Source organism: Pseudomonas sp. S30_BP2TU TE3576 (assembly GCF_050436025.1).
GTDB lineage: Bacteria > Pseudomonadota > Gammaproteobacteria > Pseudomonadales > Pseudomonadaceae > Aquipseudomonas.
The window spans coordinates 39,813-63,457 of the sequence record NZ_JBNDLK010000001.1 but is presented as its reverse complement, the minus strand read 5'-3'; the positions used below and the strand labels follow the sequence as shown (position 1 = coordinate 63,457).

The window sequence follows — 23,645 nt, the reverse complement described above, 5'->3', positions numbered from 1 at the left end:
CCTAGAACTCGATCGGATACGGCTTGAGTTCGCCGCTTTCGTAGCGTTGCGGCAGGTTTGGCGTGGCGTTTTCCCAGACCATCAGCATCGAGCGTTTGGTCGAGTAGCCCTGGTGACGAATGTCGGCGGGCATGGCGCAGATGTCGCCGGCTCGCATGGTGATGCGCGCACGGGGATTGCCGTCGTCCTTGTCGCCAACATCCCAGATGATTTCGTCGGACATTTGCAAGAACCACTCGATACGGTCGTTGCCGTGGAACACCGGCAGGATGAACTCCTCAGTGGTCGGGCAGAACAGGCTGGCCTTGCACACCGAGGTCACCGACGGGTTCCAGGTCACGTCGGAACGGGACAAGTACTTGAACAGGTTGAAGGCATGCAGTTCGCCTTCGAAGCCTTCGGCGGCATGGACCTCCGGTTCGTCCTGTGGCACATCGATGAACTGGCGATTGACCGGCAGGTCGTCACGCAGCGGCGAGTCATCCTTCAGGCCCGGCATGCGTTTGGTGGCGATGCGGGAGCGCTCGATGGCTTCGATGTTGTTGCCGTTCTTGCGGCCGAATGCGCTGCCGGTTTCTTCCGGGGCGGCAAAGGGGTCGAAGGTGGCGTTGGTCCAGTCGCGCAGGATGGCCTTGAAGGTGGCCATGATCAGCGGCGTTTCGAAGTTTTCGGTGTAATTGACCCCGGCCGCCTTGAGCGTGCCGTTGAAGGTGCCGGCGTACAGGTCGACCTTGCCGTAGTAGTTGCGGGTGCCGATGACGTGGTCAAAGTTGACCCAGCCATAGAAAAAGCCCCAGGCCACGTCGCGCATCATGGCGCGCAGGAAGGCGTCGACCGGAATCAGGTGCGAACGGGTCTGGCCTTTGGCTGGCCAGGTGATGCGGGCAAAATACTCGTCGCGCGACAGTTCGAAGGCGCCGAGTTTGAATGAGCAGTAGCCGGTGATGGCGTGGGGAGCGCTGGCCTGGACTTCATCGTCGGCAAAGTTTGCGGTGTCGGCAGCGGTTTCAAGCATGGCCATGGCGGGATTCCTCTTGTTTTTGTGGATTGGGCGGTCGGGCGCGGCAGATCACTTGAAGCAGATGTCGGCCCATTTCTCGACCGACAACGGGCCTTTGATGGTTTGCTGCAGGATCACACCCGAGCGACTGGCTTCGAAGCGATAAGCGGTGCCCACTGGCAACAGGCACTGATGGCCGCGCTTGAGCAGGACATAGCCCATCGGTTTGCCTGCTGGCATCTCACCGGCCAGGTGTGTGCCCTCACCCGCTTTCATCGGCGTATCGAGCTTGAGGAAGTCCACGCGAACCTCACCGTCCATGACGATGGCGAACTCGTCGTGTGCCGCGGTGTACCAAGGCGACTGACCTTCGGCGCGCAGGGTTTCGACGACGTAGCCGAGGTTGAAACCGACCACGACTTTTTCGTAAGGGAGGGATTTATCCGCCACTTCGAAAATGTTGGAAAAGGCGTAGTGACTGGCCTGGCCGCTGATGATTTCAACCGACCCTTTGGTGTAGTTGTCCAGCGAGCCGAAGACCGTTTCGATTGCAGCGCTACTCATGGTTTTCACCGTTTTGTTGTTGTAGTAACAGTGAGCCAACAGTACGTCGCACCCGCTCTGCGAACAATTAGAGGACCGGCGACAACAGTGTTTGCGAAACGCAAACACTGTTGTCATTGCTCAATCGCAATCCTTGTGGGAGCGGGCTTGCTCGCGAAGGCGGAGTGTCAGTTAACATAAATGTCGTCTGATACACCGCCTTCGCGAGCAAGCCCGCTCCCACAGGGTTTGTGTATTGACTCAGCGTACCCAGCCACGCTCCAGCAAGGGCTTGTCCCAGCATGGCTCATCGCCGAAGTTGTCCACCAGAAAGTCGATCAACGTACGGACCTTCAAGGCCCGGCGCTGGGTGGCGGGATACACCGCCGAGAAGTTGAACGAGGACAGCGCATACTCCGGCAGCACCGGAATCAAGCGGCCACTGAGCAAGTCATCGCTGGCGACCAGGGTCGGCAGGCAGACAATGCACACCCCTGTTTGCGCGTAATCGCGCAGTAAATGCACCGAGTTCGAGCGCACCTGGCCCGGCAGGCTGAGTTCCACTTGCTCGTCTTCACGGGTGAAGATCCAGCGGTTGCGCGACGGATAGCCTTCGTACAAGGCGATCTTGTGTTGCAGCAACTCCTGGGGATGGCTGGGCACGCCGAACTCGCCGGCGTAATCGGGCGACATGCAGAACAATCGACGCACGCTGAACAGCTTGCGCTCGATCAGCGTTTCGGCCATGGGCGGGAACATCTGGAACGCCACGTCGAAACCTTCTTCGATGGGGTCGACGACCCGGTCATTGACGATCACGTCCACTTCGATGTCCGGGTACAACCGCGTGAACTCGGCCAACATGCGGCCGAAGTGACCGATGGCAAACCCCGGCAGCATCTGCACGCGCAATTTGCCGGTGGGTTTGGCCCGCTGTTCGCGCATGTGTTCGGTCAACGAGTTGAAGCTCGCGACCATGTCCGCGCACTCCTTGTAGTAGGTCTCGCCCACTTCGGAGAGCCGCACATGGCGCGTGCTGCGATGGAACAGCGGCGCATTGATGAACTGTTCCAGCAGCTGGATACGGTGGGTGATCACCGAGCGGGTCACGCCCAGTTGCTGGGCCGCCCTGGCGAAGTTGCCGGTTTCGGCAACCCGCACAAAGGCTTCGACACTGAGTAAACGATCCATGGGGGCAGGTTCTCTGGAGGATGCCAGTCAGTTAAGCAGTTGCTGTCGTAATGCATTTTTTTGTAGCAGCTGGCGCAGCCTGCGTTCGGCTGCGCAGCAGACGTAAACCCAGACAACACCATCTATCAGGTAGATCGCATACACAGGTTTTACGACTGCTGCGCAGCCGAACGCAGGCTTCGCCAGCTGCTACGGATTACCATGCGCTCCAGCAATTGTTGTCGCATCCCCTTTTTGTAGCAGCTGGCGTAGCCTGCGTTCGGCTGCGCAGCAGTCGTAAATCAGCTAGACCACAAACGCAGGCTTCGCCAGCTGTTGTGGACTGTGTTATGGCTGGGGCTGTACAGATAACCGTCGCTGCATGGGGAAAACCTGCCAGCCCAGGCGTTCGCTGACCAGTCCCCACACCCCTTGCGGAGCCTTGAGCATCATCACCACCGCAACCACGCCGAGGATAATCATGTACACCGCACCGTACTGCGCCAGGCAACCGCGCAGCACAAAGTAAATCAGCGTGCCAATCAACGGCCCCTCCAGGGTGCCGATACCACCGATGATCACGATAAAGATAACCACGGCCGTCCAGTCCTGCAGGTTGAACGCAGCGTCCGGGGAAATGCGCAGTTTTTGCAGGAAGATCAGCGCCCCGACCACCCCCGTGCAACCGGCTGCCAGTACGTAGACCATCAGTTTGGTACGGAACGTATCCACCCCGAGGCTGCCGGACGCGGGTTCAGAATCACGAATCGATGCCAGTGCCAGGCCCTGACGCGAGCGCAGCAGAAAAAACACAACTGCCACGGCGGCAATGGCGATGGCCAGCGCAGTGAAATAGATCAGCGTTTCGCGTCCGTCCCGGTCATTGCCGATCTGCCGCACAATCGCCGCCGGCAGGCTTTGCCCTGAACCGCCACCCAGACTGCTCATCTGCGCCAGGCCCAAACGGAAGACCTCCGCCACCACCCAGGTACCGATGGCGAAGTAGGCGCCACGCAGACGAAACACGATCAGCGCCGTGGGTATCGCCAACAGCGCCACCAACACGCCTGAAAGCAACACCGCCACCAAAGGCGGCACACCGAATTGGCTCGCCAGCATAAACAGCAGATAGCCGCCCAGACCGACAAAGGCCTGCTGCCCTACCGAGACCATGCCGGCGTAGCCCGCCAGCAAGTTCCACATTTGCGCCAACGCCAGGTAATAGGCGAACTCCACCACCAGACGCAGGCTCGCCCGATCGGCCCACAAGGGTGCACTGAGCAAGATCAATACGCACAGGCCCAGCAACGACAGGCCGACGGTGCTGCTGGTGGTCGTGCGTTGTACGCGATAACCAAGCGCGGGGTTATTCAAGGCATTCATCAGTCGACACTCCGGGGAAACAGGCCACGCGGGCGCAGGACCAGGATCAGCAGAAACACAAGGTGACCGGCGAGGATTTGCCAACCGGGATCGACTTTTGCCCCCAGGGTTTGCGCAACGCCGAGAATCACCCCTCCGGCCAGTGTGCCCCACAGGCTGCCCAGGCCACCGATGATCACCGCTTCGAAGCCGTATAACAGCCGCGCCGGCCCGACCGTAGGATCAAAACTGGTGCGGATCGCCAGGAACACCCCGGCAATCGACACCACGGCCATTGCCAGCGCCATGGCCAGGCCGAAAATGTGCGCGTTGTTGACGCCCATCAGCCGTGCAGTGTGCTGGTCATCAGAGGTGGCGCGAAACGCCCGGCCCAACGATGTTTTGTAGAACAGCAACTGCAGGCCGCCGATGATCAGCAGCGCACTGCAGAACACAATGAGCGGCATCACGCCTACGCTCAGGCTGCCAATGCCGATGCTGGCCACCTCAAGGTCACCTTGAGCGAGTTTTTGGCTGTCGGCACTGAAGAATTCCAGCAGCACGTTCTGCACGATGATCGACAGGCCGAACGTCACCAGCAACGGCGGCAGGATGTCCTGGCCCAACGTCCGGTTGAGCAACAGCCGTTGCAACAGGTAGCCGAAACAGAACATCAGCGGCACCACGATCAGCAAACTGGCCAACGGGCTGAACCCCAGGTGATTGACCACCAGCAGAGCCAAGTACGACGCCAGCACGATAAAATCGCCATGGGCGATGTTGACCAGGCGCATGATGCCGAACATCAGCGACAGCCCCACCGCGAACATCGCGTACAGGCCGCCGAGCAACATGCCTTGAAGCAAAGTATTGAGCCATTCCATCACTAGATCCCGAAATACGCGGCTTTGATTTGTGCTTTGTCCGCATCCCCAGGCCGACCGGTCAGGGACACGCGCCCTTCCTGGAAGCAATAGAAGCGGTCGCACACACTCAGTGCCTGATTGATGTCCTGCTCGACGAGAATCACCGTGGTGCCGTCAGCCTTGATCGAGGGCAATGCGGCGTAGATGTCCTTGATCGTTGTCGGTGCCAGGCCCAGGCTGATTTCGTCGCACAACAGCAAATGCGGGTTGGCCATCAGGCCCCGGCCAATCGCGACCATTTGCTGCTGGCCGCCAGACAGTGCGGTGCCGGGACGTTTGCGCAGTTTTTCCAGCACCGGGAACAGCTGATAGATGCGCTTCAGCGTCCACGGTCCCGGGCGTTTGCTGTAGGCGCCGATCAGCAGGTTTTCTTCGACGCTCAGGGACGGAAACAGCTTTCGGCCCTCCGGCACCAGCGCGATGCCGCGCTCCAGCACTTGATTGGCGGCCATGTCGCCAATGGCCTGACCCTTGAAAGTAATGGCGCTTGGCTGGTTCTTGATCAACCCGGCCAACGAGCGCAGGAACGTCGATTTGCCCGCGCCGTTGGAGCCGATGATCGCCACGGTTTCACCGGCCTCAAGGGTCAGGCTGATGTCGAACAGCGCTTGAAAGTCGCCGTAGCCGGCGCAGAGTTTTTCGATGGTCAGCATGCGTCAGCTCCCGATGCCCATGTAGATGTCCTGGACCCGAGGATCGGCCATGACGCTGCGCGGTTCGCCTTCGGCCAGCTTGGCACCGAAGTTGATCACCGTCAGGCGACTGACCACCGCCAGCAGGGCATGCACGATGTGCTCGATCCAGATGATGGCAACGCCGGACTTGTGGATGCCTTGAATGGTTTCCACCAGTGCCAGGCATTCCGGTTCGGTCAGGCCTCCGGCAATTTCGTCGAGCAACAACAGGCGCGGTTGGGTCGACAAGGCGCGAGCCATTTCCAGACGCTTGCGGTCGAGCAAGGTCAGTGAGCCGGCCAGCACGTTGGCCTTGCGCATCAGGCCGGTGAGCTCCAGTGTTTGCGCACACCACTGGCTGGCTTCGTTGTCCCGCAGCCGCGCACCGAAGGTCGCGCCCACCAGCAGGTTCTCGAACACGGTCATTTTCACGAACGGATGCGGAATCTGATGGGAGCGGCCGATACCTTGCTGGCAGCGCTTGAACACGGGTTCGCGAGTGACGTTGCGGCCTTCGAAATGAATCGTGCCTTTGTCCGCCGCCACGCCGCCGGCGATCAGGTTGAACAACGTGCTTTTACCCGCGCCGTTGGGGCCGATGATGCCCAGGGCTTCACCCGGTTGCAGGCTCAGGCTCATGGCATCCGTGACCTTCACCTCGCCGTAGCTTTTGTGCACATCGGTCATTTGTAGAAGTGGCTGTTGCATGGTGCACCGGTGTCCTTTTGCGCGATCAATACGTAATGGCCTGCATTTCGCCGCCCAACGGAATCGCTGGCGCGGTGGCATTGCTGGTCACGATCAGGTCGTATTTATTGTCCTTGCCCAGTCGCCACTGGCCGCTGACCAGAGGCGTCTTGGCGACGTTCTTCACCGGTCCGCCATTCCAGTTGATCGGGCCGACCACCGTGTTGAGGTTGGTCTTGAGCAAGGCCTCGCGGACCGCTTGGGCGTTGCCGATTTCTTCGGTGCGCTTGAGGATGTCCACGGCCAGTTCGAACAGGGCATGCACGAACCCCAACGGTTGCGTCCACTGCTTGCCGGTGGCCTGGGTGAAACCCTGAGCCAATTGGCCGGCACTGGCGCCGGTCAATGACGAACTGAACGGGTGCGTCGGGCTCCACCAGATTTCGGTCGACAGGTTGTTGCCGGCCTTGCCCAATGCCTCGACTGCCGTCGGGAACAACAATGCCTTGCCCACCGACACGGCTTTCGGATTGAAGCCTTGCTGCCGGGCCTGGGTCCAGAACGTGCTCAAGTCCGGCGGGATGACCACGCCGGTAACGATCTCGACGTCGGCCTTTTTGAACGCGGCAATCTGCGCGGAAAAATCGTCGGTCAGACTCTGGAAGCGGCCAGGGTCGACCAGTTGAAAGCCCTTTTGCGCCAGTACCGGCGGAAAACCGAGCTTCTGGTCGCCCCACGCATTGCCGTCGCCGTCGTTGGGGAACAGACCGCCGACAATTTTGTTGGATGGCATCGCCCCCCACATGGCGCTGTAAGTACCGATCACATCTTCCAGGCCCCAGAAAAAGTGGTAAGTCCACTCAAAGCCCTGCTCCGGCTTGCCGCCACGGGTAAAGAACCACGGCTGCCACGGCGCTACAGTGGAGATACACGGAATCTCGTTGATTTCGCATTGGTCGGACACCGGGTTGGTGGTTTCCGGGGTCGACGACACCAGCATCAGATCGACCTGGTCCGAGAGAATCAGCTCGCTTGCCACTTCCGCCGCGCGGTTGGGGTTGGACTGGCTGTCCTTGACGATGACCTCCAGGCGATAGGCCTTGCCTGCGACATTGATCGAGTTCTTCAAGACTTGCTTGAGCGACTCGATGATGTAGTTGTCGGCTGCCGCAAAGGGCGCCAACGGCCCGGTCTGCGGGCTGACATAGCCAAGCTTGATCACCCGCTCACCGCCGATGGCAAAGTTGAACGGCAGGCTGGCCAGTGCCACGCCACCGGCAGCGACGCCCGTGCTGCGCAGGAAATCACGGCGGGAGAAGTTGCGGCCTAACAGGTTTTTATCGTTGTTATCTGTCATGTAAGTACTCCAAAAGCCTGGACGAACGGGGTCGCCACGTGTGGCCGGGCCATCACGCAGGGTCAGGGGTAAAGCAGGGAATCCGTTTAGAAGAAGAAACTGACGTCGAATGACGCAACCACTTGCGAATCCTTTTCGCCGTCGGCATAGGCATCGCGGCCGGGGCCAGAATGGATGTCGTAGCGCAGTTCCGGGCGCAGGCGCACGTTGGGTGTCGGTGTCCAGGCCAGGTTAGTGGTGACACCGTAGAAACTGCCCCAGGTTGGATCGGGAATGCCGGTGTGCGGGTCGATGTTGGCCATCATCACGTGGACCGGGGCGTCGGTGTAGAACCACTCGGCGCGACTGTTCCACATCAGGTTTTCGCTGAGCTTGTGGTACCAGTTGATGTCCGTGCCATACCAGGTGGCGTCTTTTTTGTTGGCAAACCCGGCGAACGCACCCTGCTCCTGCTTGCCGTAGTTCAACTCCAGCGCCACGCGGTTGTTTGGATCGATGACTTGCGAAAGGGTCAGAAAAGACGCCAGGCGCTTGAAGTCGTCATCCTTGGTGCCCGCCGGCAGCGGCGAGCCACAACTGCATTCGGCGAAACTGTCGCCAGCGCCATTGCCGTAGATGTTTTCCCAGTCGATCCAGGTGCCGAAGTCCGCCGAACGCCAACGTACGTTGGCGATCGCGTCCGGCGAGTGATTGGGATCCTGCAGGTTGTTCCAGCCCTGGACCACGCCCAGTTCGAAGCCGAGCATGCTTTCGCCCGGTTTCGAAGGCAGTTTGAACGAGTACAGTGCGCCGGCATGCTTGGCCGGGCCGTGCATGAATGAATAGGTGTGCGAGTAGAAATCAGTGGGTGCCGGGGATGGCAAGGCGAAGCCGATTTCGTTTTCCAACGGCGTGTGGAATATCCCGATCATCAGATCCGAACCGCCGAGCACCGGAAAGTAAAAATCAGCGTACGCCTGGGCAATGGTCAACGCCGGATCTTCGGCCTTGTTGTTGCGGTTGACGCTCAGGTCTTCATCCCAGCCGTAGGTCTTGAAGAAGCGCGCGTCCTTGCCGTACAGCGCCGTGACGTTGAAACCCCAGTCAGCTTCTTGCGGCATCGGCCCGGGAAACGGTCCGACACGACCGACCACATTGCTCTTGGGTTTTTTCTCCACGGCCAGGGCGAACTGGTTGAGGTTGAAGCCTTCATCGGTAGTGAAGAAGCTTTGTTTGCTGACGTCATCCGTGCCGTTGTTGTTGTAGCTCACACCCACCTGGCCCCAGCCGTAGATCTTGATGCCGTGTTCACGCTCAAGACTGTCGCCGAACACACTGCGCACCAGCGAACCCATCGGATCGTCCGCGGCGCAAGCCATGGAGGGGAACATGACGTCTGCACCCAGAACGGGCGCGAACAGGGTTGCTGCGCAAACCCATGCACGAATACTCATACCTGCCTTCCTTATTTTTATTAGGCGCCAATCCCCCGAAGGGGCATGAGGCCGAAAACAAGGTATGACGTCTTGATGAGCCCTGGCCCGGGCTCCACTCGATCGTAGGCAGATCGTGGTGTTCGGCGTAATGGAGGCTACAAGTCCACCACTGCACCAACAATTCCATTCTCGGCGACATCAGTGTTTGCGTATTCAGAACAATGGCGCGGGGATTCGAACGCACTGAAGATCAAACGGTGGGAGCGGGCTTGCTCGCGAAGAGGGTCTGTCAGTTGACTCAACTGGCGACTGACACACCGCCTTCGCGAGCAAGCCCGCTCCCACAGGGGGGGGTGGTGTTCAGTCAGGCATTGGGTGTCAGGGGATAGAGCTTGTCATCGAACTGCGACAACTTCGGAAACACCAGAGGCTGGTCATCACTCAGGTGTTGCAGGCGCTGGCCGTAATCAACCAGAAATTGCTGGCGCGCCTCTTCGCTGATGTACGGCACATGCCAGGCCACAAACGGTTCCAGCACATCAAACCCGACGTAAGCCAGGGTTCCGCGCAGGATCGGGCGCAGCATGTCCTCCAGCGGGCCGTGAATCGCGCCCTCACCGAACATGTGTTCACGCCCGCCCAGGGTCACTGTCACCAGCGCTTTCTTGCCGGCCAATCCACCCTGATCGTAGAAGCGTTTGCCGCCGTAGCAGATGCCCGAGACCAGCACCCGATCAATCCAGCCCTTGAGCATGGCCGGGGTGGAGAACCAGAAGATCGGGAAGTTGAGGATCAACAGGTCGGCCCACAGCAGCTTGTCCAGTTCGGCCTGGATGTCCGCCGCCAGCGATTGGCTCTTCACGCCCAGGCGTTGTTCCAGGGCATAGACCAGGTACTCGGGGTTTTCCCGATTCGAGAAGTCGGCGTCGCTGGCCACCGGGTTCCAGTTCATTTTGTACAGGTCGCTGACCTGCACTTCGTGGCCCTGGGCTTCAAGGGTGGCGACAGCCTGGTCGCGCAGGGCGGCGGTGAAGGATTGCGGCTCCGGGTGAGCGTGGACGATCAGTACTTTCATGGTGGTTCCTTAGACTTTTTCCAGCGTATCGGTTGAAGGTGTGGACTAGCAACATCGTGGGTGATGAACAGTTTGAGTCGCCAACCGTCACACCTGGATCGCCTTCACTTCGACGAACTCGTTCAGCCCCTCCTCACCCCATTCGCGACCGTTACCCGACTGTTTGTAGCCACCGAACGGCGCCTGATAATTGAACGCCGCGCCATTGAGGAAGCACTGACCGGCACGCAGCTGACGCCCCAGCTGCAAGGCGCGTTCGGCGCTACCGGCCCAGACGCCGCTGGACAGGCCGAACGGCGAGTCATTGGCGATCTGCACCGCTTGCGCCTCGTCGGTGTAGGGAATCAGGCACAACACCGGGCCGAAGATTTCTTCCTGGGCGATGCGCATGCGGTTATCGACATCGGCGAACAGCGTCGGGCTGACATAGAAGCCGCGCTCGAATGCCGGCGGCGTGTCACCGCCGCACAGCAGCCGTGCGCCTTCCTGTTGGCCGACCTTGATGTAATCGAGCACGGTGCGTTTTTGCCCAGCCGAACACATCGGGCCGAGAAAGCTTTGCGGGTCCAGGGGATCGCCCATGCGCAGGCTCAGGGTCTCTTGCAGGGCGATTTCCACGGCTTCGGCATAACGGCTGGCCGGCAGCAGCATGCGGGTCAACGCGGTGCAGGTCTGACCGGAGTTGATTATCACGTCCTGCACGCCGTAGCGCACAGCCGCGTCCAGATCCGCATCCTCGGCGATCAGCAGCGGCGACTTGCCACCCAGTTCCAGGCATACGCGCTTGACTGAAGGTGCCGCCGCTTGTGCGACCCGCACTCCGGCGCCGGTGGAGCCGGTGAACGACACCATGTCCACGTCCGGATGCTTGGCCAGCGCTTCGCCGACTTTCGAACCCGGCCCGCTGACCAGATTGAACACCCCGGCAGGCAAACCGATGTCCTCGATCATTTGCGCCAACAGGAAGGCATGCAGCGGGGTTTCCTGGCTCGGCTTGACCACCACGGTGCAACCGGTGGCCAGGGCCGGGGCGAGTTTGCCGATCAACTGGTGCAGCGGGTAATTCCACGGATTGATGAATGCGCAAACACCCACGGCCTCGCGAATCACCAGCGAATTGCCGATTTCGCGCACTTCGTCCATCAGCCCGGCCAGTTCGACGTACTGCTCAAGGCCAGTGATCGGCCCGTCGACCTGCACCGAGCGGCACCATTGCACCGGCATGCCCAGTTCAGTGGTGATGACCGCGGCCATCTCATCGGCACGATTGCGCAGTTGAACGGCCAGTGCACGGATATAACCGGCACGTACGCTGGACGGCGTGCGCGACCATGAAGCGAAGGCCCGGCGAGCCGCCGCCACGGCGTTTTCGACATCGAGTTCATCACCCAGCGGAACGCTGCCGCACACTTGCTCGGTGGCCGGGTTGATCACCTCGGCGATCCCTTGTCCCGACGGCTTTTGCCAGCGCCCATCAATAAACAGTGCGTTGTGATTAAGCATTAACCTGAGCCTCCATCAGTTCTCGGGCACAGCGGGCAATCCGCTGGCAGGCATCGCGCAGCGGTTCAGCACCGACCACCAGACCGAGTCGAATATGCCCCGCCGCACTCGGACCAAAGGCCTCGCCGGCCAGTACCGACACGCCGTGGCGATCCAGCAAACGGTCGGCAAAGGCCTGGGCGCTGAGCCCGGTCTGGCGGATATCGAGCATCACGAACATGCCGCCATCGGGTTTCAACGCCCGCACGCCGGGGCAATCGGCCAGGCTGTCGCACACCAGATCGCGACGCTGGCGATAGGCTTCACGCATGGCTTCCAGTTCCGGCAGGTTGCTTTCCAGCGCGATGACCGCAGCGTCCTGAATGAAATCCGGCGAGCCGTAGAGCATGCACAGCGCGAGGTTTTCCAGGTGCGCGGCCAGCGATGGCGGCGCCACCACCCAGCCCACGCGCCATCCGGTCATGGCGTGGGATTTCGACAGGCTGTTGAGGGTCGCCGTGCGTTCGGCCATGCCCGGCAGACTCGCCGGGCTGACGTGTTCACCTTCGAACAGCAACTCGCTGTAGACCTCGTCGGAAATCAGCCACAGGTCGTGGGCGATGCACAACTCGGCCAAAGCGGCCCACGTGCTGCGCGGCAGACTCGCGCCTGACGGGTTGTGCGGGCTGTTCAGCGCCAAGGCACGGGTACGTGGGGTGATACGCGCGGCGACGTCTTCAGGCAGTACGCGGAAGCCGTTCTCCGAGCGCACCGGCACTGGCACCACCACGGCGCCGCAGGCACCGAATACCGCTTCGTAGGTGACGTACATCGGTTCGGCGACGATCACTTCGTCACCCGGGTTCAGCACGCATTGGGCGACGCTGAACAGCGCACATTGCGCCCCGGCCAGCACGGTGACCTGATCGGCCGAAACGCTTTGGCCACTGCGTTGTTGATGACGCTTGGCGATGGCTTCACGCAGGGCACGCTTGCCGCGCACCTCGGCATAGTGAGTGTTGCCGTTCAGCAGGCTGTCGATGGCGCCCTGCACGATAGGCTGTGGCGTGTCGAAATCCGGGTCGCCCACGGACAACAGCAGAATGTCTGCGCCTTGCTCGCGCAAGGCTAGCGCACGGTAATGAATATCCCAGGCGGCAGCGCCATCACCGGCGATTCGTTGAGTCAGATCGGAAAAGCGCATGGGCCTATCCCCTTAAAATACAGATCAGTGCGCACAGGCGTGCTTGAGTTCGATCAGGGTCACGCCGTTGCGCTTGAAGCCGTGGCGCAAGTCAGCCTGCAACTCCGTCAGGTTTTGCGGCTGCGTCACGGTGCAGCCGAACGCACGACCGAGGGCGGCGAAGTCCGGGTTGCGCGGCAATACACCGATGGGCTCGATGTCCAGGCCGAGCATGTCGTCGCGGATTTGCCCCAGCGCATCGTTGTTCCACAAGAGCACCACCAGCGGGCTGTCCAGCTCTTCGACGGCGGTCGCCAGTTCCTGGGCGGTGTAGAGGAAACCACCGTCGCCCACCAGCACCAGGCCGGGCCGCTGCGGCGCGCCGAACTTGGCGCCGATCCCGGCCGGCAGGCCGTAACCCAAGGTGCCGTAGCCGGTCGGGTGCAGCCAGCTACGGATGGCCAGGCTGTCAAAGGCGTAGTTGCCGGTGTAGGCCAGTTGGGTCATGTCGGTGCTGATGAAGGCGTTTTCCGGCAGCTCCGCAGCAATACGCTCGAGAATCGATTGATGGATGGACTGCAACGGGCCGTGGCTGGCCTTGATCGCTTCACGCAGTGCGGCGACCGAGGCAACCGCAGCGCTGGCGTCGCGCACGTCGGACGGCAAGCGCTCAAGCAAACCACTGAGGGTTTGTTGTGCATCGCCATGCAACGCCACCGCGCAGGGGTAGAAGTCGTTGAATTTGCGTGGGTCGATATCCACCCGCAGCAGTTCTGCGGTGAGTGGCAGGCGTTCGCGCCAGAAGTCGGTGTCGGCCATTTCGGTGCCGACCGCCAGCACCACGTCGGCCTCGGCGATCAGGTTCCAGCCCGGTTCCACACACAGGGAGGAACCGGCATTGAGCGGCGCATCCGGTGGCAGCAGACCCTTGCCGGCGACGCTGGTGAACAGTGGCGCAGCGAGCCGGGTGCTGATGGCTTGCAGTTCTGAAGTGGCATTCAACGCACCACCACCGGCGATGATCATCGGTCGTTTCGCACCGTTGAGCTTGGCCACGGCTTGATCCAGCACATTGGCAGATGCCGGACCACGACCCGGACGACGCACCACGTCGTTGCTCCAGTCACGGGCAATCGGCGCCGCCAACACATCCAGCGGCACCGAGATGTGCACCGGACGCGGGCGCTCGCTGTCGAACACCGCGTAGGCACGGGCGACCAGTTCCGGCAGATCTTCAGCGGTCAGCGCCACGGCGGAGAACGCGGTGATCGGCGCCGTCATCGCACGCTGATCCTGACACTCGTGCAGACTGCCCCAGCCCTTGCCGAGGCTGGCGCTGTGGTTGACGCTGGAAATCACCAGCATCGGAATCGAATCGGCATAAGCCTGGCCGATACCAGTGGCGGCGTTGGTCACGCCGGGGCCGGTGATGACGAAGCACACGCCGGGTTTGCCGCTGACCCGGGCATAGCCGTCGGCCATGAAACTGGCGCCCTGCTCATGGCGGGTCAAGACGTGGCGGATGCCACTGCCGGGCAAGCCGCGATACAGCTCCAGGGTGTGCACGCCGGGGATGCCGAACACGGTATCGACGCCGTAATTGGCCAACAGACGCACCAGGGCCTGGCCGCCGGTCAAGGTTTTGCTTTGCATGTTCATGTCCTCACTCGTGGCCGAGGCGAATCAACGCATCGACCGCAGTCGTGCCTTGGGCACCGACCAACAATGGGTTCACATCGAGTTCCAGCAATTGCCCGGCGTTTTCGCAGGCGTAGTCGGCCACAGCGCGGATCGCCGTCACCAAGGCGTCGAGGTCTGCAGACTCGCGACCACGGAAACCTTGCAGCAACGGCGCGCTGCGCAGGCTGAGCAAGGCATTGCGGATGGCGCCGTCGGTGGTTGGCAGCAACAGGCTGCGACTGTCCTTGAGCAATTCCACCAGAATGCCGCCGGCACCGATCACCAGCGCGAGGCCGAAATCGTTTTCGCGCTTGATGCCGACAATCAGTTCGGCCAGTGGCGGTTTGGCCATTGGCTCCAGCAACAGTTGATCGAAGGCTACGCCCGGAGCGTAAGCGGCAATGCTGGCGCGCATCTTCTCCAGTGCAGCGCTCAACGCCGCGCCATCCTTGAGGTTCAGCGCCACGGCACCGGCCTCGGTCTTGTGCGGCAGCTGTGCGCTGACGGCTTTCAAGACCAGCGGATAGCCCAGTGACTCGGCATCCTTCAGGGCTTGTTCCGGGGTGCTCAATACGCCGTTTGGCGTCGGCAGGCCAAAGGCTTTCAACGCCTGTTTGGAATCCCATTCGTTGAGCAAGCGCCCCTCACCTTCCAGCGCGTGCGGGCACAGCGGCACCAGTGCCGATTCGCCCAAAGCCAGCAAGGCCTGGCGATTGCGTTGATAACCGGCGATGCGGCCCCACGCGGCCAACCCGTCTTCAACGCCCTGCAAGGCCGCGACGCCTTGCGCGTGCAGACGCTCACGGGCATGGGCCGGCAGCAACTCGGGGAACGCCGAAGTGACAAAACCGGTCTTGCCGTGACGTTGCAGTGCCGCGCAGTACAGCTCGAGCAGCAGGTCACATTCCTTGCGCTCGCCGGTGAACTCCGACGGGTAGTCGAGCACCAGCATCGCCGCGTCGGCTTCGGTGCGCAGGGAGCTGTCGAGCATGCGGTTCAAGGCTTCGCCGTCGCCCCAGATGGCCGTGGTGAAATCCAGTGGGTTGACCAGGTTGGCGTAGCTCGGCAGCACTTGCGCTAGTTCGCCGACCTGTCCTTGATCGAGTTTCGGCAGGCCCAGGTCGTTGCGTTCGGCGTAGTCGGCAATCAACCCTGCGTCGCCGCCGGAACAGGCCAGCGCGATCAGGCTGTTACCCGCTGGCAGGTTGCCGCAGGCTGCGGCCTTGAGGGTTTCGACAAAACTCACCGGGCCGCTGACGCGGATCACGCCGAGACGGTCGAACAGCGCGTCGTACAGCGCATCGGAGCCGGACAGCGAACTGGTGTGACTCAAGGCCAGTTCGGCGCCGATCTGCGACACGCCGGTTTTCAGGGCAATGATCGGGATGCCCTTCTCCAGTGCCTTATGTGCGGCGCGGGCGAAACCCGGGACGTTTTTCAGACCTTCAAGGTGCAGGCCGATGGCGGTGACCCGCGGCTCGTCGAGCAGCACGTCCATCAATTCAGCCACGCCCAGTTGCGCCTGATTGCCGACCGAAGCCATGTAGGCCACTGGCAGCGAACGGTCGCTCATGGACAGGTTGTAGGCGAAGTTACCGCTCTGGGTCAGCACCGCCACGCCCTTCTCCACCGCTTTGCCGCCGTGGGCCACCGGCCACAGCGCGGAGCTGTGCAGGTAGTCGAGCAGGCCGTAGCAGTTGGGGCCGAGCAAGGCCATGTCGCCAGCGGCCTTGAGCAATTGCTGTTGCAGGGCCTGGCCTTCGGCACCGGTTTCGGCGAAACCCGAGGCGTAGCAGATCGCCCCGCCGGCGCCGATGGCGGCCAGTTCGGCCACGCAGGTCAGCGTCAGTTCGCGGTTGGTGGCGATGAACACGGCGTCCGGGCCGCAAGGCAGCTCGGCAACGCTGCGCACGCACGGTACACCTTCGAGGCTGTCGTGCTGTGGATTGACCAGCCACATTTGCCCTTGGTAGCCACCTTCGGCACAACGCTTGAGGGCGCGCGCCATGCTGCGGCCACCGACAAACGCGACGTGCTGCGGCGCAAGCATACGTTTGAGGTTGTCACGAATTTTCTGGGACATGCTTGTTCTCCGGTACGATCAGCGCAGCAGCGGCCGCAGCAGTTCGCGGGAAATGATGTGGCGCTGGATTTCCGAAGTGCCTTCCCAGATCCGTTCGATCCGTGCGTTACGCCAGATGCGCTCCACCGGACCTTCGTCCATCAGGCCCATGCCGCCGAAAATCTGTACCGCTTCATCGGCGGTACGGCCGAGCACTTCACTGGCGAACAGCTTGGCCATGCCGGCCTCGCCATCGGTCATGCTGCCCTGGTCCATTTTCCAGGCGGTGTGCAGGGTCAGCAGTTCGGCGGCGCGGATTTGCGTGGCCATGTCGGCCAATTTGAACGACACGCCCTGGTAGGTGCCGATGGGCTGGCCGAATTGCTTGCGGTCCGCCGCCCATTGCAACGACACGTCCAGTGCGCGCTGGGCCTGACCGACGCAGTTGGCCGCGACCATCACCCGCCCGGCAGTCAGCCAGGCGTTGGCCACATCCCAGCCTTTGCCGACTTCGCCCAGCACTTTGCTGGCCGGCACTCGGCAGTCGTCGAAGAACATCTCGAAGGTGTGGTAACCACGGTTGCTCACGCACTTGGGCCCACGGCGAATGGTCATGCCCGGGGTGTTACGGTCGACCAGGAACGAGGTCACGGCGTTACGCTTTTTGCCGTTGTGTTCGTAGGTGTCAGTCACGGCGAAGACGATGGCGAAATCGGCATGCCCGGCGTGACTGATGAAATGCTTGCTGCCGTTGAGAATGAAGTCGTCGCCTTCACGCACAGCGCGGGTCTTGATCGCATTGGCATCGGAACCGGCACCCGGTTCGGTCAGGGCGAAGCAGTCGATTTTCTCGCCCTGGATGCACGGCAACAGGTAGTCGTTGATCTGGTCGCCAGTGCAGGCCATGAGGATTTTCGACGGCCGCGCGACAAACACGTGCAGCGCCCAGGACACCTTCGACAGCTCACGTTCGATCAGCGCCTGGGACAGGTAATCCAGGCCACCGCCGCCCACTTCTTCGGGCATGTTGAAGGCGTAGAAGCCGGCGGCAATCGCCTTGCCGCGAATCTGCGCCGCCAGTTCCGGGGAGACCTCGTCGGCGCGGTCGACTTGCTCTTCATAGGGCAGCAGTTCCTTCTCGACGAAGCTGCGTACCGAGTCCACCAACATTTCTTGTTCTTGGGTCAGTTGGAAATTCATGCTGCTACCTGTTGTTCGTGTACTGAAAGAAGTGTGGGAATCAACGGCCGACGAAACGCGCCGGACGTTTTTCCATGGCGGCGCGCAGGGCTTCGTTGCCGTCTTCGCTGCGACCGCACAACAGGCCGGCGGCGAGCTCGGCCTGCAGTTGTTCGGGCAGGCTGCGTTCGGCACCTTCGCGCATGAGTTTTTTGGTCTGGGCGAAGGCGAAGGTCGGCCCGGCGGCCAGGCGTGCAGCCAGTTCGCTGGTGACCGTCAGCAACTGATCGTCGGCACAGACATCGCCGACCAGGCCGGCGTCGAGGGCACGGTCAGCACTCCACAGTTCATCGAGGAACAGCAGGCGCTTGGCCTGTTCGCTGCCGATCAGGCGTGGCAGGTGCCAACTGGCGCCGGCATCCGGCGAGTACGCCATGCTGGTGTAGCCGGCCTTGAAACGCGCCGATTGCCCGGCGATACGCAGGTCGCAGCACAGGGTCAGGTCCATCCCGGCGCCGACGGCGGTGCCATTGATGGCGGCGATGGTCGGTTTTTCCAGACTGTGCAGGCGGGTCATCAGGGCGTGGGCGGTTTCGGTCCAGCCGTAGGTTTCCAGCGCGCCCCGGGCTTCGGCATCGGCCCATTCGTCGAGGTCGGCGCCAGCGCAGAAGCTGCGGCCACTGCCCGTCAATACCACCACACGCACCGCTGGATCGGCATTGAAACCGTCGAGCAAGGCGTGCAGGTTTTTCAGCGTCGGAACGTCCAGCGCATTGCGCTGGGCAGTGCGATTGAGGGTGATCCAGGCAACGCCTGCTTCGACCTGGCTAAGCAGCGACGATTGAGTGGTCATGGGTATCCTCGAATTATTGTGATGGGTCTGAGGTGATGCGACTTGAGGCCATACTAAACGAGTGTTCAGTAAGACGGCAATCGGCAGACAAGATGGGCTGTAACAGCCTGAAAAAATCGATAACACATTGGTTTTATTGAGTTTATTTTTGATTGGCGGACATTGGACTCTGTCGCTGTTACAACTTCGAACAACTGCCTACGCCCACCACAAAACAACTGTGGGAGCGGGCTTGCTCGCGAAGAGGCCCTGTCAGTCAACATTGATGGTGACTGACACTCCGCTTTCGCGAGCAAGCCCGCTCCCACAGGGGGGACGTGTTTAGTTCAAGGGATCAGGCAGTCGGCAAGCTCGGTGCCAACACGCCCTGACGCTTGCGATGAATCAGGAAGTACGCGCCATAGCACAGTGCAACGAATCCAAAGCCCCAATACAGCGACGGACGCTGGGTTTCATCCAGGGCCAGGAACACGAACAACGAGCAGCACAGCGTGATGCACATCAGCGGCAATACCGGGAACCACGGCGCACGGTATTTCAGGTCGCTGAGTTTGCCGCCGTCACGCACATAGGCCTTGCGGAACTTGTATTGCGCCAGTGCGATGACAATCCAGGTCACGGTGCCGGACATGCCGCTCACCGCCATCAGCACCATGAACAAGGTGTCGGCGGCGATGAAACTGGTCAACAGCGACACCAGCGCGAAGCACAAGGTGATGCTCAAGGCGCGCAATGGCACGCCACGCTTGCTCAATGGCGAAAGACTTTTCGGCGCCATACCGGTTTTTGACATCGCCCACAGAATGCGTGTCGAGGCATACAGGCCGGAGTTGCCCACCGACAGGATCGCGGTGAGGATCACGAAGTTCATCAGGTCGGCAGCGTAGGGAATGCCAACCATGTCGAACACCTGCACGAACGGGCTTTCCATCAAACCCGCCTGCTGCCATGGCACGATGGCCGACAGCACGACAATCGCCAGTACGTAGAAAATCAGCACGCGGAACACCACGTTGCGTACGGCGCGGGGAATGCTTTTTTCCGGTTGATCGGTTTCACCGGCGGCCACGCCCATGATCTCGCAACCCTGGAACGCGTAGACCACGGTCATCATCACCGCGAACACCGCCGACAGGCCGTTGGGGAACAGCGAATCACCGATCAGGTTGGTCATCATCGGCGCGGGTGCACCACTGCTCAGGGGCATTACGCCGAAAATCACCAGCACGCCAACCACGATGAAACCGAGAATCGCCGCGACCTTGATCCCCGAGAACCAGTATTCCGCTTCACCGAAAGCGCGGGTCGCCAGGGCATTGATACCGAACAGCACCACCACGAACAGTGCCGACCAGTACCAGATCGGCACCGTCGGGAACCAACGGGTCATCAGTATGCCGGCCGCAGTGAATTCCAAACCGACAGTGGTGGCCCAGCTCATCCAGTACACCCAGCCGATCATGAACCCGGTGGCCGGGCCGATGTATTTGGTGGCGTGGGTCTGGAACGAACCGGACACCGGCATCTGCACCGACAGTTCACCCAGGCAGACCATCACCAGGTACATCAGGAAACCCGCGACCAGGTAAGCCAGAATCGCCCCGACCGGCCCGCCCTGGTTGATGGTCACGCCGGAGCCCATGAACAACCCGGTGCCAATGACGCCGCCCAGGGACAACATGAAAATGTGCCGGCTCTTGAGGGCACGGGTCAGCTGGATGCCTTTATGATCAGTGCTGCGATCAGTGTTTTCGTTCATGTCGGCACCTCAGCAGTCGATGAGGTGAACAGCGCGCGACAGGACGTCACGGCGCAGGGAGGGATCAGCTTTGCGGCAATTCATTATTATTATCTCCAATAAGCTTCGAAGACCGCGCTGCGGCGGTTGCGTCGATTATTGGAAAGCCATGTAAGTTCGCGTTGACCGTAAGGATCGAAGTTGTAAAAAGTCGTAACAAACTTGTACGTCAGCTCTGCAACAGGCCTTTGAGGGTCTGCAGCGCGTGTTGCAATTGCTCATCCAGCGCGGGGTTCATGTGGCGGATCGCCGATTCATCGCTGCCCATGGCCAACGTCTCCAGAGCCCTGAGCGTCGTGGCCAGTGAGCGAAAACCCAGCGAATCGCAGCTACCGGCCAAACGGTGCGCCAGTTGTGCGACCTCGGTGCAGTCGTCGGCGGCAATGGCTTCATTCAACGCATCGCGGTGCTGCAGGATCGAGTCGCGCAGCACTGCCAGCAGACTCTGGACCTTTTGCTCGCCGAGCAGGTTGCGATGCGTCTGCAACAACGGCCAATCCATTGTCTCATCGCTCAGAAGCGACTCGGCGACGGACGCATGCCCTTCCAGCACCTGGCGCAGGTTTTCCAGCTTCAAGGGCTTGGCCAGGACACCGTCCATGCCGGCCTCCAGATAACCGCGCACCAGCGCCGGCTGCACGCTGGCGGTCAGGGCGAAGATACGGGTGTGGCGATTCGGCCCGTCGATGTTGCGGATCTGTCGGCACAACTCGACGCCGCTGATGCCCGGCAGATGCACGTCCAGCAACAGCAGATCGAAAGCCTTCGCCGCGCAAAGTTCCAGCGCCTGCTCCGCGTCTTCGGCCAGCCATACCCGGTGACCGTCCCGTTGCAGCAAACCCTTGGCCACTTCGCGGTTGAGCGCCACGTCTTCGACCACCAGGATGTTCAGTGCCGGCCCCACCGCCCGAACCGGCTCAACTTCAGCCACGCCGCTGGCCGGCTGCAAGGACAGCTCGAACCAGAAGCAACTGCCGCGCCCCACTTCACTGTCCACGCCGATGCAGCCGCCCATCTGCTCCACCAGGTGTTTGCAGATCGCCAACCCCAACCCCGTACCGCCAAAACGCTGCGCCACTTCTTCGCTGGCCTGGGTGAAACGCTCGAAAATCTTCGCCTGCATTGCGGGGGCAATACCGATGCCGTCGTCAGTGACACTGACCCGCAGGCGCTGCCCCGGCTGTTCGCCCGTTTCGCTGAGAAGTGCCACCTCGACGCTCACCTCACCGCCTTCGGTGAACTTGATTGCGTTGGCCAACAGGTTGCTCAGCACTTGACGAAGGAACTGTTCGGCGCCGTGGTGATGCTCGGCAACCCGCTGATCGACCCGGCAACTCAGGATCGTGTCGTTACTCAGCGCTCGCGGTTCCAACAGTGTCAGGACTTCATCAAGTAATTGGCGCAGCGAGAAATCCACCGGTTCAGGGTGGCTGACGCCCTCCTCCAGTTTGGCGAAGTACAGCACTTCATTGAGGATCGTCAGCAAGCCTTCGCCAGCCTTGTACAAAGCATCCAGGCGCTTGCCGTCCTGCGCATCCAGGCCCGCACCGCGCAGCAATTCGGCCATGCCGAGGATGCCATTGAGGGGCGTGCGCAGTTCATGGCTCATGGTCGCCAGAAACCTCGACTTGGCGAGGTTGGCCGCCTCCGCCTCATCCTTGGCGCGCATCAGGCTGGCGGTGCGGCGCCCGACCATTTTCAGCAATTCATCACGGTTGTCCTGCAAGGCCAGGCGATCGGTTTCCCGGCGCTCGATGTCGTGCAGGATCGCCCGGCGCATGTCGTCCAGGGCGTGGGCCACCGTGTCGATTTCGTCACTGCCGCGGCGCTTGTCCAGGTGCAAGGGTTCCTGCCATTCACCGGCGGCGATGCGCCGGGCAAACTCGGCCATGACTTTCAGGTGCCGGGTCACCAGTCGATAAAACAAGCCCGACAAGGCAACGGCCAGACCGCATAGAAACACCGCCATCCACAACAGGCTGGTCAAACCGGTAGCGTAGAGACGCTGGTACACCGCCCCCAGATCCGTGCTGACCTCCAGCTCGCCAAGGTTGCGCAAAGGGCCGGATGGCGGCTGATAGTCCAGGGCAAAACGCTCGATACGCAGTGGTCCCGTGGGATCTGGATTGCCTTGTACCAGATCGAAATCGGCGCTGGTCAAATGCACCCGCGCGACGTCGGAGAAGTCCACCAGTCCGCGCAACTGCACGCTCAACTGTTCCTGGTTCAAGTCCCAGAGGCTGCGCTCCAGGCTGGCCAGATAACCGGCGCGGATCAGTTCCATGCGCGAATCGATGTCGCGCATTTCCCGTCGATACTCGATGTACAGTTGCACGCTGCTGGCCAGCACGGTGAAGCACAGGCTGAACAGCAGAATGAACAGCAACAGGCGCCGCAACAGTCCACCGGGCCGGGCACGAATCATTGCGCATCCGCCGGCAGGTGGATCATGTCGCGGTAGGTCACTTCGCTTTCATTGAGCCAGCGCTCGATGTCGCCGGCATCGACCATGCGCTGCAATTGTGCATCGATCTCGGGCATGCGCTTGGCCAAGGGCGAGCGCCGCGACACGGCAACCCGCAGATAGTCCACGCTCAAGGCTTTGGGCAAGGCGACGATGTCCTGGCCGCCGGGCAGGTTTTCCACGTACAACTGGCCGGTGCGGCGCTCCTGGGTGATGAAGTCGATGCGCCCGCGAATCAGCTTGCCGAAGTTCTGGTGGCTGTCGGAAACCCATTCGATATTGTTGTTGCGCGCGACCATGCGATCGAACTCCACGCCGTAGCTCTCGCCGAACAACAGGCCGCCGCGGTAATGGGCCAGGTCGTCCAGTTGTTCGAATTTCACCGGGTGTTGACGGTTGATGAACAACGCCACTTCTTCACGCAGTACCGGCACCGTCGAGAACAGCATGCTCTGCTCCCGTTGCGCGGTGCTGTAGGCCAGCACCACATCGACCCGGCCTTCGGCGGCGTCCAGCAGGCAGCGTTTCCAGTTGCCCAGCACGACCATCTCGACCTCGTACCCCAACTGGCCGAACAGGTTTTTCACCACGTTCGGCGCCAGGCCGCGCACCTGTTTGCCATCGCTCCAGGACACTGGCGGGTACACCGGGTAATCGCAATAGCGAACCTTGTCCGCCGCGACGGCATGGCCGGCCAGCACCGCCAGCAGGCAACAAAGCCATCGCGCCATCAGG

The 23,645-nt window shown here is 61.4% G+C and carries 19 protein-coding genes; all 19 read right to left on the bottom strand.

Features of this window, described 5'->3' with window-relative positions; genetic code table 11:
- Position 1 precedes the first annotated feature (1 nt).
- The gene (locus ABIA48_RS00270; protein WP_310063985.1) at positions 2-1,021 is read right to left on the bottom strand and encodes a hydroxyquinol 1,2-dioxygenase; all 1,020 of its coding nucleotides are present in this window, start codon (positions 1,019-1,021) and stop codon (positions 2-4) included.
- A 48-nt stretch (positions 1,022-1,069) separates the two neighbouring features.
- Positions 1,070-1,564, bottom strand: coding sequence for a hydroxyquinol 1,2-dioxygenase (locus ABIA48_RS00265; RefSeq protein ID WP_429486369.1), 495 nt, complete (start codon positions 1,562-1,564; stop codon positions 1,070-1,072).
- Positions 1,565-1,804: 240 nt separating this feature from the next.
- Positions 1,805-2,734 carry a LysR family transcriptional regulator gene (locus tag ABIA48_RS00260; RefSeq protein WP_429486367.1) on the bottom strand — a complete coding sequence of 310 codons (930 nt, stop codon included), beginning with the start codon at positions 2,732-2,734 and terminating at the stop codon, positions 1,805-1,807.
- A gap of 327 nt (positions 2,735-3,061) precedes the next feature.
- Positions 3,062-4,096, bottom strand: coding sequence for a branched-chain amino acid ABC transporter permease (locus tag ABIA48_RS00255; protein WP_429486365.1), 1,035 nt, complete (start codon positions 4,094-4,096; stop codon positions 3,062-3,064).
- Positions 4,096-4,959: a branched-chain amino acid ABC transporter permease gene (locus ABIA48_RS00250; protein WP_429486363.1), complete on the bottom strand. Its 864-nt coding sequence runs from the start codon at positions 4,957-4,959 to the stop codon at positions 4,096-4,098. Before ABIA48_RS00250 ends, ABIA48_RS00255 begins: the two co-directional genes overlap by 1 nt.
- A gap of 2 nt (positions 4,960-4,961) precedes the next feature.
- Positions 4,962-5,654 (bottom strand): ABC transporter ATP-binding protein, encoded by a 693-nt coding sequence (locus ABIA48_RS00245; protein WP_095965999.1) that lies wholly within the window; start codon positions 5,652-5,654, stop codon positions 4,962-4,964.
- 3 nt (positions 5,655-5,657) lie between these two features.
- Positions 5,658-6,383 carry an ABC transporter ATP-binding protein gene (locus tag ABIA48_RS00240; RefSeq protein ID WP_007981528.1) on the bottom strand — a complete coding sequence of 242 codons (726 nt, stop codon included), beginning with the start codon at positions 6,381-6,383 and terminating at the stop codon, positions 5,658-5,660.
- A 25-nt stretch (positions 6,384-6,408) separates the two neighbouring features.
- The gene (locus ABIA48_RS00235) at positions 6,409-7,719 is read right to left on the bottom strand and encodes an ABC transporter substrate-binding protein (RefSeq protein ID WP_429486361.1); all 1,311 of its coding nucleotides are present in this window, start codon (positions 7,717-7,719) and stop codon (positions 6,409-6,411) included.
- Positions 7,720-7,805: 86 nt separating this feature from the next.
- Positions 7,806-9,152, bottom strand: coding sequence for an outer membrane beta-barrel protein (locus tag ABIA48_RS00230; RefSeq protein WP_429486359.1), 1,347 nt, complete (start codon positions 9,150-9,152; stop codon positions 7,806-7,808).
- Positions 9,153-9,498: 346 nt separating this feature from the next.
- Positions 9,499-10,209, bottom strand: a complete 711-nt coding sequence (locus ABIA48_RS00225) for an NAD(P)H-dependent oxidoreductase (protein ID WP_429486358.1) — start codon at positions 10,207-10,209, stop codon at positions 9,499-9,501.
- 87 nt (positions 10,210-10,296) lie between these two features.
- A complete protein-coding gene (locus tag ABIA48_RS00220; protein ID WP_429486356.1) occupies positions 10,297-11,712 on the bottom strand; it encodes an aldehyde dehydrogenase family protein in 1,416 nt (471 codons plus the stop codon).
- Complete coding sequence (locus ABIA48_RS00215) at positions 11,705-12,895, bottom strand: pyridoxal phosphate-dependent aminotransferase (RefSeq protein WP_429486355.1); 1,191 nt, start codon at positions 12,893-12,895, stop codon at positions 11,705-11,707. Before ABIA48_RS00215 ends, ABIA48_RS00220 begins: the two co-directional genes overlap by 8 nt.
- Positions 12,896-12,919: 24 nt before the next feature.
- The gene (locus ABIA48_RS00210) at positions 12,920-14,527 is read right to left on the bottom strand and encodes a 5-guanidino-2-oxopentanoate decarboxylase (RefSeq protein WP_429486354.1); all 1,608 of its coding nucleotides are present in this window, start codon (positions 14,525-14,527) and stop codon (positions 12,920-12,922) included.
- Positions 14,528-14,537: 10 nt separating this feature from the next.
- On the bottom strand, positions 14,538-16,637 hold the full coding sequence (locus ABIA48_RS00205; RefSeq protein ID WP_429486353.1) for an acetate--CoA ligase family protein: 2,100 nt from the start codon (positions 16,635-16,637) through the stop codon (positions 14,538-14,540).
- 18 nt (positions 16,638-16,655) lie between these two features.
- The gene (locus ABIA48_RS00200) at positions 16,656-17,816 is read right to left on the bottom strand and encodes an acyl-CoA dehydrogenase family protein (RefSeq protein ID WP_429486351.1); all 1,161 of its coding nucleotides are present in this window, start codon (positions 17,814-17,816) and stop codon (positions 16,656-16,658) included.
- Positions 17,817-17,856: 40 nt separating this feature from the next.
- Positions 17,857-18,648, bottom strand: a complete 792-nt coding sequence (locus ABIA48_RS00195; RefSeq protein WP_429486350.1) for an enoyl-CoA hydratase/isomerase family protein — start codon at positions 18,646-18,648, stop codon at positions 17,857-17,859.
- A gap of 334 nt (positions 18,649-18,982) precedes the next feature.
- Positions 18,983-20,407: an amino acid permease gene (locus ABIA48_RS00190; protein WP_429486349.1), complete on the bottom strand. Its 1,425-nt coding sequence runs from the start codon at positions 20,405-20,407 to the stop codon at positions 18,983-18,985.
- A 208-nt stretch (positions 20,408-20,615) separates the two neighbouring features.
- On the bottom strand, positions 20,616-22,871 hold the full coding sequence (locus ABIA48_RS00185) for an ATP-binding protein (RefSeq protein WP_429486347.1): 2,256 nt from the start codon (positions 22,869-22,871) through the stop codon (positions 20,616-20,618).
- Entirely contained in the window at positions 22,868-23,641 is a 774-nt protein-coding gene (locus tag ABIA48_RS00180) for a substrate-binding periplasmic protein (RefSeq protein ID WP_429486345.1), read from the bottom strand. The genes ABIA48_RS00185 and ABIA48_RS00180 overlap by 4 nt, the downstream gene beginning before the upstream one ends.
- Positions 23,642-23,645: the final 4 nt, after the last annotated feature.